This window comes from Wylensekiella montiformis, from assembly GCF_009697385.1.
In the GTDB taxonomy this organism is placed as follows: domain Bacteria; phylum Bacillota; class Negativicutes; order Selenomonadales; family Selenomonadaceae; genus Selenomonas_A; species Selenomonas_A montiformis.
The window spans coordinates 60,335-76,016 of the sequence record NZ_VUNL01000011.1; the positions used below are offsets into that span (position 1 = coordinate 60,335).

The 15,682-nt window shown below is 53.7% G+C and carries 16 protein-coding genes and 1 riboswitch; of the genes, 3 read left to right on the top strand and 13 right to left on the bottom strand.

Translation table 11 applies throughout. The features are described 5' to 3' along the window. Positions 1 to 10: 10 nt before the first annotated feature. On the bottom strand, positions 11 to 3,142 hold the full coding sequence (gene ileS, locus FYJ78_RS09980) for an isoleucine--tRNA ligase (RefSeq protein ID WP_154621247.1): 3,132 nt from the start codon (positions 3,140 to 3,142) through the stop codon (positions 11 to 13). Positions 3,143 to 3,536: 394 nt separating this feature from the next. Between ileS and lgt the strand changes: the two genes are divergently transcribed. Together lgt and FYJ78_RS09990 are read left to right on the top strand one after the other, a co-directional pair. Continuing rightward, a complete protein-coding gene (gene lgt, locus FYJ78_RS09985; RefSeq protein ID WP_154621248.1) occupies positions 3,537 to 4,340 on the top strand; it encodes a prolipoprotein diacylglyceryl transferase in 804 nt (267 codons plus the stop codon). A 122-nt stretch (positions 4,341 to 4,462) separates the two neighbouring features. Continuing rightward, entirely contained in the window at positions 4,463 to 4,921 is a 459-nt protein-coding gene (locus FYJ78_RS09990) for an S-adenosylmethionine decarboxylase family protein (RefSeq protein ID WP_328597702.1), read from the top strand. 141 nt (positions 4,922 to 5,062) lie between these two features. Here the strand turns inward: FYJ78_RS09990 and rpmB are convergent, their stop codons facing one another. From rpmB to FYJ78_RS10040, 10 genes are all read right to left on the bottom strand, one after another. Then, entirely contained in the window at positions 5,063 to 5,254 is a 192-nt protein-coding gene (gene rpmB / locus FYJ78_RS09995; RefSeq protein ID WP_154621250.1) for a 50S ribosomal protein L28, read from the bottom strand. Positions 5,255 to 5,525: 271 nt separating this feature from the next. Continuing rightward, positions 5,526 to 6,410, bottom strand: coding sequence for an Hsp33 family molecular chaperone HslO (gene hslO, locus FYJ78_RS10000; protein ID WP_328597705.1), 885 nt, complete (start codon positions 6,408 to 6,410; stop codon positions 5,526 to 5,528). 36 nt (positions 6,411 to 6,446) lie between these two features. Continuing rightward, positions 6,447 to 7,004 (bottom strand): phosphodiesterase, encoded by a 558-nt coding sequence (gene yfcE, locus FYJ78_RS10005; protein WP_154621252.1) that lies wholly within the window; start codon positions 7,002 to 7,004, stop codon positions 6,447 to 6,449. Positions 7,005 to 7,021: 17 nt separating this feature from the next. Next, on the bottom strand, positions 7,022 to 7,489 hold the full coding sequence (ribH, locus tag FYJ78_RS10010) for a 6,7-dimethyl-8-ribityllumazine synthase (RefSeq protein WP_154621253.1): 468 nt from the start codon (positions 7,487 to 7,489) through the stop codon (positions 7,022 to 7,024). A gap of 46 nt (positions 7,490 to 7,535) precedes the next feature. Then, on the bottom strand, positions 7,536 to 8,747 hold the full coding sequence (locus tag FYJ78_RS10015; RefSeq protein WP_154621254.1) for a bifunctional 3,4-dihydroxy-2-butanone-4-phosphate synthase/GTP cyclohydrolase II: 1,212 nt from the start codon (positions 8,745 to 8,747) through the stop codon (positions 7,536 to 7,538). Between the two features lie 16 nt (positions 8,748 to 8,763). Beyond that, positions 8,764 to 9,405: a riboflavin synthase gene (locus FYJ78_RS10020; protein WP_154621255.1), complete on the bottom strand. Its 642-nt coding sequence runs from the start codon at positions 9,403 to 9,405 to the stop codon at positions 8,764 to 8,766. Between the two features lie 5 nt (positions 9,406 to 9,410). Then, positions 9,411 to 10,505, bottom strand: a complete 1,095-nt coding sequence (ribD, locus tag FYJ78_RS10025) for a bifunctional diaminohydroxyphosphoribosylaminopyrimidine deaminase/5-amino-6-(5-phosphoribosylamino)uracil reductase RibD (RefSeq protein ID WP_268878436.1) — start codon at positions 10,503 to 10,505, stop codon at positions 9,411 to 9,413. Positions 10,506 to 10,628: 123 nt separating this feature from the next. Continuing rightward, positions 10,629 to 10,745: riboswitch (FMN riboswitch) on the bottom strand. Positions 10,746 to 10,798: 53 nt separating this feature from the next. After that, on the bottom strand, positions 10,799 to 11,392 hold the full coding sequence (locus tag FYJ78_RS10030; RefSeq protein ID WP_328597703.1) for a DUF5662 family protein: 594 nt from the start codon (positions 11,390 to 11,392) through the stop codon (positions 10,799 to 10,801). Next, positions 11,389 to 12,237, bottom strand: coding sequence for a deoxyribonuclease IV (locus FYJ78_RS10035; protein ID WP_154621257.1), 849 nt, complete (start codon positions 12,235 to 12,237; stop codon positions 11,389 to 11,391). Before FYJ78_RS10035 ends, FYJ78_RS10030 begins: the two co-directional genes overlap by 4 nt. A gap of 177 nt (positions 12,238 to 12,414) precedes the next feature. Continuing rightward, entirely contained in the window at positions 12,415 to 12,630 is a 216-nt protein-coding gene (locus FYJ78_RS10040; protein WP_154621258.1) for a hypothetical protein, read from the bottom strand. A gap of 153 nt (positions 12,631 to 12,783) precedes the next feature. Here FYJ78_RS10040 and FYJ78_RS10045 point away from each other — a divergent pair, with 153 nt between their 5' ends. Further along, positions 12,784 to 13,563, top strand: coding sequence for an SDR family NAD(P)-dependent oxidoreductase (locus tag FYJ78_RS10045; protein ID WP_154621259.1), 780 nt, complete (start codon positions 12,784 to 12,786; stop codon positions 13,561 to 13,563). Positions 13,564 to 13,609: 46 nt separating this feature from the next. Here the strand turns inward: FYJ78_RS10045 and FYJ78_RS10050 are convergent, their stop codons facing one another. Together FYJ78_RS10050 and feoB are read right to left on the bottom strand one after the other, a co-directional pair. Next, positions 13,610 to 13,750: a FeoB-associated Cys-rich membrane protein gene (locus tag FYJ78_RS10050; protein WP_154621260.1), complete on the bottom strand. Its 141-nt coding sequence runs from the start codon at positions 13,748 to 13,750 to the stop codon at positions 13,610 to 13,612. 21 nt (positions 13,751 to 13,771) lie between these two features. After that, positions 13,772 to 15,667 (bottom strand): ferrous iron transport protein B, encoded by a 1,896-nt coding sequence (gene feoB, locus FYJ78_RS10055; RefSeq protein WP_154621261.1) that lies wholly within the window; start codon positions 15,665 to 15,667, stop codon positions 13,772 to 13,774. Positions 15,668 to 15,682 lie beyond the last annotated feature (15 nt).

Consider the following 15,682-nt stretch of genomic DNA (forward strand, 5'->3'; position numbering starts at 1 on the left):
GGGCGGCAGGTCACTGCACGGCAATGCACAGCGTCTCGCCATTGATGTTCCACTCTTTTGCGGTTCCCTCCGAACGATCATAGCAGACCTCATCCGCCAGAGTGATCTCCCGCAAATAAGCTTCATTCTTCCGGACGATCTGTTCCAGCTTCGCATTGCCGCTGAGGCTGACCCGGATATGATCGGTTACCTCATAGCCGTTTTCCTTGCGCATGGTCTGGATTTTGCTGATTACTTCACGGACAAAGCCCTCTTCCAGCAAGTCCTCGGTCAGGGTAGTATCCAGCGCAATGGTCACGCCGTTATAACGCTGACAGTTATAACCTTCCGTCTGCGCCATGGTCACCTCGACATCTTCCGGCGTCAAGGTAATCTCGCCGGAAGAGAGGGAGAGCTTCAGCATTCCCGTTTTGTCCAGTTCTGCCTTGGCCTGATGTCCATTGACCCGGCTCAGCGCCGCCTTGATTTCGCCGATCTGCTTGCCGACCTTCGGCCCCAGTACGCGGAACTGCGGTTTGAAGGTATAGGTGAGATAAGATTCCATATTGTCCTTAAACGTCACCTGTTTCACGTTCAGCTCATCCTCTACAATCTTCCGGAAAAATTCCGGCAGCTCGCGTTCAGCATGTACATACATATTGGCTACCGGCTGACGATTTTTGATATTCGTCTCATTTCGCGCAGCACGGCCGAGAACGACAATCTCAAGGACAAGCTCCATATTCTGTTCCAGACCGGTATCGATCCACGCTTCATTGACCTTCGGGAAATCCGTCAAATGTACGGATTCCGGAGCATTCTTATCAATACTGCAGACCAGATTGCGATATATCGACTCGGTAATGAACGGTACCATCGGCGCCGCGGCCTTGGCGGTTGTAACCAGTGCAGTCCAGAGCGTCATATAGGCATTGATCTTATCCTGCTCCATGCCCTTAGCCCAAAAACGGCTGCGGCTGCTGCGGACATACCAGTTCGACAGTTCATCGACAAACTGCTGCAATGCCTTGGCGGCTTCGGTAACCCGATAATGAGACAGATTCTCGTCGACATGCTTGACCATGGTATTCAAACGGCTCAGACACCATTTGTCCATGACACTAAGCTTGTCATACTCCAACGTATATTTCGTTGCGTCAAACGCATCGATATTCGCATAGAGCACGAAGAATGCGTAAGTATTCCAGAGCGTGCCCATGAACTTGCGCTGGCCTTCCTGCACGGCGTCGTCGTGGAAGCGGTTCGGCAGCCATGGCGCACTGTTCTCGTAGAAATACCAGCGGATGGCGTCGGCGCCGTGCTTTTTGAGCGCGTCCATCGGATCGACGGCGTTGCCCTTCGACTTGCTCATCTTGCGGCCTTCCTTGTCCTGCACATGGCCGAGCACGATGACATTCTTGTAGGGCGCCTTGTGGAAAAGCAGCGTTGAAATCGCTATAAGCGAATAGAACCAGCCGCGCGTCTGATCGACGGCCTCGGAGATGAAGTCCGCGGGAAAACGCTTCTCAAAGATGTCCTTGTTCTCAAACGGATAGTGCCACTGCGCGAACGGCATGGAACCGGAGTCAAACCAGCAGTCGATGACTTCCTTGACGCGGTGCATCTCCTTGCCGCACTTCGGGCATTTGATCGTGACGTTATCAATGTATGGGCGGTGCAGCTCGATGTCCTCGGGGCAGTTGTCGCTCATCTCTCTGAGCTCGGCGATGGAGCCGATGACGTGCTGCTCGCCGCAGTCCGGGCAGACCCATACAGGCAGCGGCGTACCCCAGTAGCGATTGCGCGAGAGGCCCCAGTCCTGCACATGCTCGAGCCAGTTGCCGAAGCGTCCCTGACCGATGGACTTCGGGATCCAGTTGACGGTGTTGTTGTTCGCGACGAGTTCGTCCTTGACCGCCGTCATCTTGATGAACCACGTCGGGAACGAGTAGTAGAGAAGCGGAGTGTCGCAGCGCCAGCAGTGCGGATAGCTGTGCGTGAATTCCGGCGCCTTGAAGAGCTTGCCTTTCTCCCCGAGGTCCTTGAGGATCAGCGGATCGGCCTTCTTGACGAAGACGCCCGGCCAGTCCGTGTCCTCCGTGAGCTCACCCTTGCTGTTGACGAAGTTCACGAAGCCGATGCCGTTCGCCATGCAGACACGGTTATCGTCCTCACCAAAGGCCGGTGCCAGATGGACGATGCCCGTGCCGTCCTCCGTCGTGACATAGTCATCCGCGAGGACGAGGAACGATTTCTTGCCCGGCTTCATCTTGCCGACAGCGTAGGGATAGAGCGGCTCGTACTCCCGGCCGACGAGTTCCCTGCCCTTGCAGCGCGCGAGCACCGTGCGCTCGCCCGGCACGTCCTCGAACACTTTGTCGACGAGGGCCTCGGCGAGGATGTATTTCTTCTCCCCGACTTGCACCTTCACATAGTCGACCTCCGGATTCACGCAGAGCGCGAGATTCGACGGCAGCGTCCAGGGCGTCGTCGTCCATGCGAGATAGCAAGTATCCGGCTCGCCTTTCACGCCGAACTCGACCATCGCCGAGCGCTCCGTAACATCCTTATAGCCCTGCGCGACCTCGTGCGAGGAGAGCGGCGTGCCGCAGCGCGGGCAGTACGGAACGACCTTGTAGCCCTCGTAGAGCAGGCCCTTTTTCCAGATCTCCTTGAGCGCCCACCACTCGGACTCGATGAAGTTGTTCTCATAGGTGATGTAGGGATGTTCCATGTCCGCCCAGAAGCCGACAACATCGGAGAACTCCTCCCACATGCCCTTGTACTTCCAGACCGACTCGCGGCATTTCTTGATGAACGGCTCGATGCCGTACGCCTCGATCTGCTCCTTGCCGTTGATGCCGACGGCCTTCTCGACCTCAAGCTCGACCGGCAGGCCATGCGTGTCCCAGCCCGCCTTCCGGAGGACTTTCTTGCCCTTCATCGAAGCGAAGCGCGGCAGCATATCCTTGATGACGCGCGTCAGCACATGACCGATATGCGGCTTGCCGTTCGCCGTCGGTGGCCCGTCATAGAACGTGAACGTATCCGAGCCCTCGCGCTGGTCAATAGCCTTCTGCGCGATATTATGCTCTTTCCAAAACTTCAATACGTCTTTTTCACGATCCACAAAATTCAGATTGGTTTCTACCTTATCATACAAAGAGATTCCCCCCCATTCATAAAAAAAGCCCGCATCCAAAACAGGATGCAGGTCATCTGCCTACTGAAAACCACCTATTTTCACGCACCATCATGCGCTGTTCCGTAACGGGGAATTCCGGCGGGGCCTACTCATGCGTTCAGCCTGCTGCTCCAAAGGGATCTTCAGCCTTTCCTACTCGCTCCCGGCTCTCACCTCACCCGGTTCGCTGACGCTTTCACCATCGGCCTACTCTTCTTCTTCCATGCATTTCTATGTGATATTCCTTATTGTAGCACAGGGACGAGCGGATTACAAATAAAAAATCCCCGGCTCTGTTCTCTTCTTTTTTCAGCCGGTTTAAGCTATAATAAACTGAGATTTTCTATCAGCATCATAAATGCGGGAGGCTTTTATGCATCAATATCTGTTTTTTATCGGCGATTTTCCCGTCCGCACTTACGGACTCGTACTCTCGCTGTCCATCATTCTGGCTACCGGGACCGGCTATTTTCTTGCTCAAAGAGAAGGACACGGCGATGAAAAGCACCTCGTCGATCTCGGGATTTACTGCGGCATTGCCGGCTTGATCGGCGCACGTCTTTGGGATGTCTTTTTCTTTGACTGGGGGTATTACCGCCACCATCTCACCGAATTGTTCAATGTCTGGCAAGGCGGCATGGCCGTTCAGGGTGGAATTGTATTCGGCGTAATCGCAGGAATCCTGTACTGCCGCCGCCATCATCTCGATACCATCCGCCTCATGGACACACTGGCTCCGGCCATCATCCTCGGACAGGCGTTGGGACGCTGTGCCAATCTTTTGAATGGGGATGCCTTCGGCGCCCCGACCGGCGGTTCCTTCGGCATCATTTACCCAGCGACTACACTGGCCGCTCATACCTACGGCGCACAGCCGCTCTGGCCGGCCGAAGTATGGGAAGGTCAGCTGGATATGGTGATCTTCGCCCTGCTGCTGATGTTCCGCTGTACCAGCCATGCCCGGGGACAGTGCTTCGCCCTCTATGTCATGCTGTACAGCACTGCCCGGTTTGGTCTGGAATTTCTGCGCGGCGACTACGCGGAAAAAGTACTCGGTTTCATGACCAGTGCGCAAACGACCAGCTTTTTCGCTTTTTCCATCGCCCTGTTTTTCTTTATCCTCCTCGGTCTGCGCCAAAAGCGGAAGACTCCGCCTTATCCGGATAAAAGAAAATGAATGCCCATCAGACCTGCCCGGCGGACGCGCGCTTGACGTACTCCGATCACTTCCTCTATAATAATAGATAATAATATGATGATTTGTTATCGATACCATCGAAAAAAGGAGCACACCAGCTAGTGAAGATATTAGCCCGTCATTTAACGGCCGATTTATTTAACTGCAAAAACAGCAAGCTCACCGACACTGAGCTGATCAAAAAGAATCTGCAGGACACGCTCAAGGATCTGAATTTCCGCCTGATTCATTTGGATACCGAGCCGTTGGAAGACTGCCATGTCGCGATCATGGCCATCTTTCAGGAAGGCCACCTTACCATGGATATCTATACGGATTTAAAATATGTTGCCATCGATATTTTCCTCTGCCGGGAAAATGCGGAACCGGATAAGATCGCGCGGAATATCCGCAGCTTTTTCAAGCCGGACAAGGTAAAGACCACCGTCTTGAAACGAGGAAATTTCGGCAGTGCTAAAGACATCCGACCAAAAGTCAGAACCAAGGTCGCTCCGCTTCGCCGCATCCACAATACCGGAGCAAAAGTCATCCGCGCACTGGCCAGAAGAAACCACAAATAAAGACTCGGATGCAAGGCTGCATGAAAATCCATTTGGGACTTCATGCAGCCTTTTTCTTTTCCCGGCAGATATAAAATAAGCCTACCCCCGAAGGGATAGGCTTATTTTATGATATATCAGCTTCTGATATTTATGCGCAAATCAGAGGGCACGCTGAACCTTGCCGGAACGCAGGCAGCGCGTGCAGACATTAACACGTTTGACTTCACCATCCACTACAGCGCGGACACGCTGAATGTTCGGTTTCCAGGAACGTTTCGTCTTCAGATGCGAATGACTGACGTTATTGCCAGACAGCTCGCCCTTTGCACAAATTTCGCAAACACTTGCCATGTGTTACACCTCCTTACCCCATCGGGACACATAGTCCCAACACACAATATAGGTATTTTAACACAAATCGTAACGCCTTGCAAGGAAAATCCCAATTTATCCGCCCCAAAGCAGCATAAAGTAAAACTTATTCAGCGGGAGTTTTTTCTCCCCCGCTGAATTTAGTCGAACTTATCCAGAGCTTTAGGGGGGTATCCCCCGCCTGCAAAGACGGAAGTCTTAGCGCCCCTCAGCATCGGATAACGGGAGAAACGGAAAGCTGTCAGAGAGATTACGACGGCCGTCTGTGCCGGTCAGCCTCATCAAGAATGGCCTGCAGTTCTTCCCCATGGAATAAATATTTTTCATTGCAGAAATGGCAGCATACTTCTGCCTGGCCATCCTGCACCAGACTCTCCAGATCCTTGCGATTCAGGCTCATCAGCACTTCACCGATCCGCTCCTTGGAACAGGAACAGCGGAAGGACAGATCCGTAGCAGTCAGGTAATGAACCGGCATCCCCTTCATGAGTTCGGCGATGATCCCCTTTGCATCCATTCCCTGTTCTACCATGCTGGAAACAGAGGAAACCTGTCTCAGATTGGATTCCAGACGATCCAGACAATCCTCGGAAGCATCCGGCAATGGCTGAAGAAAAAAGCCGCCGGCGCCAATGCAATGAAAGTCTGGATCGATCCGAACGCCAAGGCCGACACTGGAAGGCGTCTGTTCAGAAACAAACAGATATTTTGTCAGATCATCCGCGATTTCCCCATCGGTGATTTCTATGCTGCCAGTTACCGGCTCCTTCAGGCCGGTAAACCGCGTAACGGAAAGCATGCCCTGCCCCACGCCGCCGCCGACATCAAGCTTCCCTTGGGAATTAAGCGGCAAATTCACATGCGGTTCGTCGACATAGCCGCGTACAAACCCCTCCGGTACGGCATCGGCGACAATTTTGCCCAATGGCCCGTCACCAGCGAATTGTATGGTCAAAGCCTCCTGGTTCTTGAGATTTGCCGCCAGAAGAAGCGCTGCGGTCATCGTACGGCCTAATGCGGCAGCCGCCACCGGGTAACAGTCATGACGGCGGATTGCCTCATTCACCAGATCCGTTGTCACTGCCGCATAAATGCGGACTCCGTCAGCCGTTGCCTTTGCCAGATGATCCTTCACTTTTTTCATCCTTTCCGTATTCCGAGTTTCAATCCCTCACATGGTATACTGCATCAATACATCGTCAGTATCCGCATCATAAATCCGGATCACGCGGTTTTCCAAAACAGCGTACGTATTGCGTCCATCCGCGCGCTTGGATAAGGCAGCCGATCCCGGATTCAAAAAGATCGTACGGCCGCGCTTTTCCAATACAGTGGTATGAATATGTCCGGTAATAAAAAGATCCGCCTTGAGATGCGCCGCCATGGCATCCTTCTCCGCATCCGTCATGACCGTATCTCCGTGCGTAATGATAATACGCAGCCCTTCCGCTACTACATAAGCATAAGGAGCCTGCACCGGTACGTTCAGGCAATCGGCATCCACAGCAGAATCACAATTTCCCCGCGCAATAATAACCGGCACAGGACAGGAATTGATACGCTCTGCCAGTCCGGCGGGATTATAATCCTCTTTTCTCGGATTCCGGGGGCCATGGTAGAGAACGTCACCGGCATGAAGAATCATATCTGCATCATGAAAATGCCGCTCATATGGCTTCTGCCAGGCCATCTCATGCCCATGCGTATCACTGATTATCCCGATTTTCATCGTCTGCGCCTCTTTTCTCAACCAATCTTCTTCAACAGATTGGCCATCTCCATGGCGGCCATCGCTCCATCGGCGCCCTTATTGCCCGCCTTTGTGCCTGCGCGTTCTACCGCCTGCTCAATGTTCTCTGTCGTCACCACGCTGAATATCGTCGGAACGCCCGTCTGCATGCCAACCTGGGCAATGCCTTTGGACACCTCATTGCATACATAATCATAATGTGTCGTCGAACCGCGGATCACGGCGCCAAGACAAATGACCGCATCATACCGGCCGCTTTCCGCCATTTTTTTTGCAGCCAGCGGAATCTCAAAGGCCCCCGGAACCCAGGCGACATCAATCTGCTCATCACTTGCCTCATGGCGGTGCAAAGTATCGAGCGCGCCGCCGAGCAATTTACTCGTAATGAACTCATTAAAACGGGCGACAACGATGCCAAAGCGCAGTCCTTTTCCCGTCACAAATCCTTCCATAACCTTTGCCATAATCTATTCCTCCTCTAATATTCCAGCCGCATGAGGCAGCCATCTTTCATTTCAGCGTCTCGTCGTTAAGCAGATGTCCCATTTTTACCTTCTTAACGGTCAGATATTTTTTATCGAATTTATTGGCATGGATCATAAGCGGCACACGTTCCGTGATGGTCAGTCCATAGCCCTCCAATCCGGCCCGCTTTGCCGGATTATTGGTCATCAGCCGGATACTGGTCAGGCCGAGGTCAGATAAAATCTGCGCGCCAATACCGTAATCGCGCAGATCCGGCGCAAAGCCCAGTTCCACATTGGCCTCAACCGTATCACGCCCCTTGTCCTGCAAAGCATAGGCCCGCATCTTGTTGGCCAGTCCGATGCCACGTCCTTCCTGACGCATATAAAGCACCACGCCTTCCCCGGCGGCCTCAATCCGGCGCAGCGCCGCCTGCAGCTGATCGCCGCAGTCACAGCGCAGCGAGCCGAGCGCATCCCCCGTCAGACATTCTGAGTGGACGCGTACCAGTACATTTTTCTTTCCGGCAACCTCGCCCTTGACAATGGCCAGATGACATTTCCCATCCAGCCGGCTCTCATAGGACTTAATCCGGAAATGACCGAATTTGCTGGGAAAATCCACATCCGCTACCTGCTCGACAAAGGATTCCGTGCGCTTGCGATATTCGATCAGGGATTTCACCGTAATCAAATGCAGACCATGCTCTTTGGCAAAAGCAATCAGCTTGGGCGTCCGCATCATATGACCATCATCATCCATGATCTCACAGCACAGCCCTGCCGGATAAAATCCGGCCAGCCGGGCAAGATCCGTTGTCGTCTCCGTATGACCGGCCCGGCGCAGCACACCGCCCTCCACAGAACGAAGCGGAAAAACATGTCCCGGACGGCGAAAATCCGATGGACGCGCTTTCGGATCAAGCAGCTTGCGAATGGTCAGGCACCGCTCATAAGCAGATATGCCGGTATCCGTTTCATGCGCATCAATCGAAACGGTAAACGCGGTTTCATGATTGTCCGTATTGTTGGCGACCATCTGACCGATATTCAGTTCATCCAGCCGCTTCCCATCGATTGGTGTACAGATCAGCCCTTTTGCGTATTTCGCCATAAAATTGACATCATCCGGCGTAACTGTAGCGGCGGCAACGATAAGATCCCCTTCATTTTCCCGATCCTCATCATCGACGACGACCACCATCTGCCCCTTTTTGATATCTTCAATGGCCTGTTCCACTGTTGCAAAATCTGCCATAATTTCTCTCCTTTGTTCAAAACCCATACTCCGACAGCATAGCACGGCTCAGACCGCCAGAGCGTCCCCGTGTCTCCGCCGGATTTCCAGCGATCAGCTTCTCGACATACTTGCCCAAAATGTCCGTTTCAATATTGATAAGGCTGCCCGCATGCTTGCTGCCAAGATTCGTTATCTCTCTCGTATGAGGAATCAGACTCACCATAAAATCCTGCTCCGTCACGGCCGCTACCGTCAGACTGATGCCGTCCAGAGCCACCGATCCTTTTTCCACAACGTAATGGAGTATCTCCGGCGCAGCTTCTATAGTCATGAGCACCGCATTGCCTTCTTCGCGAAGCGACCGGATCCTGCCGGTTCCATCAATATGTCCGCTGACGATATGACCGCCCAGCCGGGCCGATACAGCCAGCGCCCGTTCCAGATTCACCGGATCTCCCGGCTTCAATTCAGCAAGCGAAGTGCGCCGCACCGTTTCCGGCATGACATCTGCGGTAAAAAACGCGCGGCCAAACGATGTGACGGTCAGACAGATACCGTTCACGGCAATGCTGTCTCCCTCATGTACATCGCGAAGGACCTGAGTGCAATCGATTCTAAGATGCCCCGAACCCGCCTGACGGATCCGCCCCACTTCCTCGATAATTCCCGTAAACAATCACGTCACCTCCGAACGACATAGCCTGTGAGCAAAATATCGCCGTCCAGCATCTCTGTGGTCATACGGTCCAGCCGCACCGCATCGCCGAGGCTGGAAAATCCTTCTCCCTCAACCGGAGTCAGCGCACTGCGCCCGCCGATAAGTTCCGGTGCAATGAACATGCACACTTTATCGACCAGACCAGCTTTCAGCAGGGAAAAGTGAATCTGACCGCCGCCTTCTGCCAAAACGGAACAGATTTCCCTTTGGCCCAACTGCTTCATCAGGCTGCGCAGATCCACCCGACTGCCCTTTCCGGCCGTCAGAACTTGTACGCCGGCATTTTGAAGCGCCTCGACCCGCTCGGGCGGAGCCAGTTCCGTAACCGCGATAATCGTCGGGGCCAGCCCGTCTGTCACCACCTTTGCCGTCAGCGGCGTTCTGGCCATACTGTCCGCAATAATGCGCACCGGATTTTTCCCCTGCCGATCCGGCAGGCGCGTTGTGAGCGACGGATCATCCTTCAATACGGTTCCAATCCCGGCCAAAATCGCATCATACCGGTCCCTCATCTCATGCACGCGGTTTCGGGACGCATGATTCGTTATCCACTGCGACTCCCCGGTGCAAGTAGCAATCTTTCCATCCAGAGACATCGCCGCCTTGAGTACGACAAAGGGAAATCCGGTTTCCATCCATTTCAGAAACACCTCATTGAGCTGAGCTGCTTCCTTTTCCAGCACGCCGCAGCGCACGTCAATGCCGGCATTTTCAAGAATCCGGATCCCTTTCCCCGACACCAGAGGATTCGGATCCTTCATGCCGATGACCACACGCTGTATACCGGCTTCGGCAACCGCCTTGGCACATGGGCCGGTGCGGCCATAATGCGCGCAAGGCTCCAATGTAACATAAAGCGTCGCCCCTCTGGCCAGTTCCCCGGCCATGCGAAGCGCATGAATCTCCGCATGTTCCGTGCCGGCCCTGCGGTGCCAGCCGGCAGCTACGATATGCCCGTCGCGGACGATCACCGCTCCCACCAGCGGGTTTGGCGAAGTGCGCCCCTCCGCATGGCGCGCCAGCGCTAAGGCCGCGCGCATAAAATCTTCATCCTGCAAAACAATCACCTCAGATCCTATACGATCGAAACCATAAGGTCTGTAAATGAGACTTTGAGAAAACAAAAAAGCCACCGGAAAGAATGTTCTTCGCGGTGACCGAAACGGCATGCCAATAAGCACCCATGTCTTTTCTCATCCCGACTATACGGTCGGCTCCGGAATCTGACCGGATCATGCTCCGAAGAGCTCGCGGGCTATACCGCCGGTGGGGAAATACTCCCCGCCTCAAAGACAAATCTCTTGTAAATAATCATAGCACAACAGAACGTATCCTGCAACCCCGGCAACGCTTAATTCAGTGACGGGCCATCCGGACAGCGCACAGCAGAATCCGACTGCACCGTTTCCCGATAAATCGCCCGCAGAGAAGGCGGCCGCAAAACAGAAAGATCATTGCTGGCAGCCAGCCGGGACAAAACCGTTTCAACGAAAGCCTGCATGGAAGGACTCATGCCGATTCCGTCTTCCCGTTTGCGTTTCCACCATTCGTATTCCGCCTGAAACGTAAACGACGACCGGCCGTATGCTTTGCCGGCGCCCAAAAAATCGCAAATCATTTCTGCCGCATAACGATACGGCATATCCGTCGGATGCGCCCCCCGGTCAAAATTGTCCCACCAGGCCTCATAATGATGGAGATTCCGCCCGTGATGATGAATCCAGGCCAGCGAGCGTCCATGATTGCGTTCCTTGCAAACCTTAATAGGAGAACATACGCCGTTATAATACCGTACACTCTCCCGAAACTCCATAGGAGAAAACTTAGACCAGTCATGCATAATCCCCTGCCAGGGAATCCCGGCAATCCGGCAAAAATGAAACACCCAGTATTTGTGCCGAAGAATCATCCGTGTATGCCCAACCGCGCGTTGAAACAAGTTCACATTCTCTCCTCCTTCCAGCAGGAACGCATCAAAGCGATCTCCCGCGCATAGCCTGCATGATCGTTCGGCGTTTCCAGAATAAAGGGAAGGTTCCTGAGCCGGGGATGATTCGTCACCGCCGCCAATGCGGCAAGGCCGATTTTTCCCTCTCCAATCCGGGCATGGCGGTCTTTTCTGGAGCCGCACGCATTCAGACTGTCATTCAAATGGACGGCACGTAAGCGGGGGAGTCCGACAATGCGGTCAAACTCCCTCAGCACACCATCCAGATCGCCGGCAATATCATAACCGGCATCCCATACATGACAGGTATCCAGACAGACGCCCACTTTTTCTTTGCGTTCAATCCGGTCCAGGATAGCGCGCAGCTCTTCAAACGACCGGCCTACCTCGGTTCCCTTTCCGGCCATCGTCTCAAGCAGAACCGTCGTAGACTGCTGCGGCGTCAACACTTCGTTTAACAGCCCGGCAATCTTTTCGATCCCCGCTGCTGCCCCCTGCTTCACATGACTGCCGGGATGAAAATTATAATAATTTCCCGGCATGTACTCCATCCGACGAAGATCCTCCCTCAGGACATCGCGGGCAAACTCCCGCAGCTCTTCCCGGGCGGCGCAGGCGTTCATAGTATACGGCGCGTGGGCCACGACCTGAACAAAATGATGAGCGGCGGCAAAGGTACAAAAAGCTGCCACATCCTCCTCATCCAAGGCTTTTGCCCTGCCGCCGCGGGGATTCCGAGTAAAAAAAGCAAACGTATCCGCCCCGAGCTCCGCCGCCTCTCTTCCCATGGTCAGATAACCGCCGGCGGACGACAAATGACTGCCGATATGAAGCTGCTTCATCCTATCTATCCCCTTCCCCTGAAAGAGACAACCTTCCCGCTGTCGGATGCACGCATCCGCAGGTTTTCTCCTTCACGCAAGACCTTTTCTTCTGCCCATATCGTACACCATTTGACGATATGATGCAAAAAGCCGCTTTCCATCTGGCGGAAAGCGGCTTTTGAGTCCCTCGAAACCTCAGGCTTCCCTGAGCTTCCGGCGTATTTTTTCCTGATTCAGCTGCAGAATATTGCCGGCCATTCCCAGCACATACATCCCGTCTTTCAGCTTCAGAAGAATTCCGGTTTTCCCATTATCGGTTTCCAGCACGCCCTTCATCTCTGCATGCTCAGGCAAAGGTCTGTCACCCCAGAACAACGGCTTGGACATCGCTCTCAGTTTACTGATCCTCATACGTTCAGCCTCCTATGAAACAACACGATCTTCTTCCTGACTCACGGCTCCTCTTGAGAATATGATATCTTCTCTCTATGAAATCCATCTGTATTTGCTATATAATATAATAGAATAAACAGCCCATCATTTTACTCGGAGGATCATCACACCATGAACATCGCGATCATTACCGGCGCTTCCAGCGGACTTGGACGCGAATATGCCCGCCTGCTTGCCTCAGAGGAAACGCTGGATGAGCTTTGGCTCATCGCCCGCCGCCGGGATCTTTTGGAATCGCTGGCACAAGAGCTCAGCCCTGTTCCATGCCGCATCTTTTCCTGCGATCTCACACAGGAAACGGTTTTCCCCGCGCTCCAGCAGCAGCTCGCCCAGTCCGCCGGACTGGAGGTACGCTGGCTCATCAACGCCGCAGGCTTCGGCCGTATCGGAATTTCTTCCGACATCAATCTGACGGATCTTTCCCGCATGATCGATCTCAACTGCCGGGCAGCCATGTCCATGACCCAGCTGACGCTGCCCTTTATGTCCGCGGGAAGCCATATCCTTCAAATCTGTTCCTGCGCCGCTTTTCAGCCTATCCCGTATCTGGCCGTTTACGCTGCCACAAAATCCTTTCTTCTCAGCTACAGCCGGGCGCTCAGTGCCGAACTCCGCCCGCAGGGAATCGGCGTCACGGCAGTCTGCCCCTACTGGATCCGGGATACGGAGTTCATTTCTCAGGCCATCCGGACAGACAAAACCGGCCTGTTCCACGGATTTCCCTTTACCTGCACCAAACACGAAACAGCCCTGCGCTCTCTGCGCGCTGCGCGCAGCCATATCGAGGTATGCACTCCCGATCTCGTCTCTTTCCTGCACCGCATCCTGACCAGCATACTTCCGCACGGCATGCTGGTTCATCTCAGCAAAATTTATCGCTATTTCGCCTGAAGCAAACCGCCTTCCCGGACCGGAAAGGCGGTTTGCTTTTCTCCTGTTATCGCTTCGCGGAACAGCCGTGACAGCCGGAGCAATTGCCGCAGCAATCTTCTTTTCCATCACGGAAGTTTCGATAAACATGGCGGACGGCGAAGAAAAATGCTGCCGCCACCAACGCGCCGACTAAAAATGTCGCCATAAAAATCCCTCCCGACTGTGCTCAGAATCCAAGCAGACGGCCGATTTGATAAACCAGCAAGGAAATCAGCCATGCGGTTACAAACATGTAAACAGCGGAAAAAGCGACCCATTTCCAACCGCCTGCTTCTTTCTTAATCGTACCAAGCGCCGTAACACACGGCGTATAAAGCTGAGAGAACACCATGAAGGCCAGGGCGGAAAGAGCGGTAAAGCTTGTCGCCATCCCCGTATTCATGAATGCGCCGGCCGTCTCAATCGCATCCTCGGCTTCCGTAGAAACATCTGCCGCCCCGTAAAGAATTCCCATAGTCGCCACGACCGTCTCCTTGGCCATGATGCCGGACAGCAGAGCCGCGCCCGCCTCCCAGGTAGCAAAGCCATGGAATACAAACAGTTGTGACATCCAGGAGCCGAGCATAGCTAAGATGCTGTCCTCGATCTCGCAGGGCCCGCTGAAATTATAATTCGACATAACCCAGAGAAGGACCGATGCGGCGAAGATAATCGTACCGGCTTTAACCAGATATCCCTTTCCTTTATCCCATGTTTCCAAAAGCACCGTTTTCATATCCGGCAGGCGGTACGGAGGGAGCTCCAGCAAAAACGTAGAACCCTTATCCCGGAAGACCGTGGCACCCAGACATTTCGCGGCCACGATGGCCATCACCACACCGGCAATATACATGGCGAAAACAACATTTGCAGCCTGGTCAGGGAAGAACATAGCCGCAAACAAAGCCATGATCGGCAGCTTCGCTCCACAGGTCAAAAACGGCGTGACCAGAATCGACACCATGCGGTCTTTCTCCGAGTCCAGCGCCCTGGCGCCCATAATAGCTGGCACCCCGCAGCCGAAACCCATCATGAGCGGCATAACGCCCTTGCCGGTAAGGCCGCAGCGGCGCATGATCGGATCCATGATGAAAGCGATGCGCGCCATATATCCGGTCCCGTCCAAAAAAGACAAACAGAAAAACAGAACAAAAATCAAAGGAACGAACGTCAGCACAGCGCCAACACCAGCGATAATACCGTCGCATACCAGAGAAACAAGCCAATCCGCCACACCGGCATCCGTAAGGAAATCGGTCATAAACGCTACAAAATCCGTATTGATAACATCATCCAGAACATCGGCAATGGGCTGCCCGATCCAGGTAAACGTAATCTGGAATACCGCATAGAGAATCGCCAAAAAAATTGGCAGGGCAAGGAAGCCGTTCGCCAGATACCGATCCAGTTTCTCCGACACGGACTGACTCACATGCTCCGTATTGACCGCCTGAGCCATAATCTTATCGATCAGCTCGTATCTGGCCTCGATAAGCGCTTCCTCCTTGCTACTGTCCGGAATATCCTTCGCACGAATCGCCTGTACCCGGTCGATGTGTTCCTGCACCTGCGCACTGACATGATATTGCGACATCACCGTATCCGTAAAAACATCCAGCAGCTTTCTTGTACTTTTACTGCTTCGTCCTACGGTCTCGACGACCGGCATGCCAATGGCTTCTTCCAGCTTTTTGACATCGATGCGGATGCCGCGGCGCTCGGCATCGTCCTGCATATTCAAATCAATCAGCAGAGGAATCCCCTGCTCCAAAAGCTGAACCGTCAAAAAGAGATTGCGCTCGATATTCGAACTGTCCACGACATCCATGACCAGATCCAATTTATTGTTCATGAGATAATCTATGACGATTTTCTCCTCCGGGCTGCGTGCATTGACGCTGTAAGTCCCCGGCAAATCGACAATCGATATGGCCCGGTCTTTATAACGCGTATAGCCTACCTTTTTATCTACGGTCACGCCCGGCCAGTTTCCGATCTTCTGCCGCGCTCCGGTCAGCTCATTAAATATCGTAGATTTTCCGGTATTCGGATTACCGGTCAGTGCTACTGCTAATGTTGCCATGTCACTTATCCAACT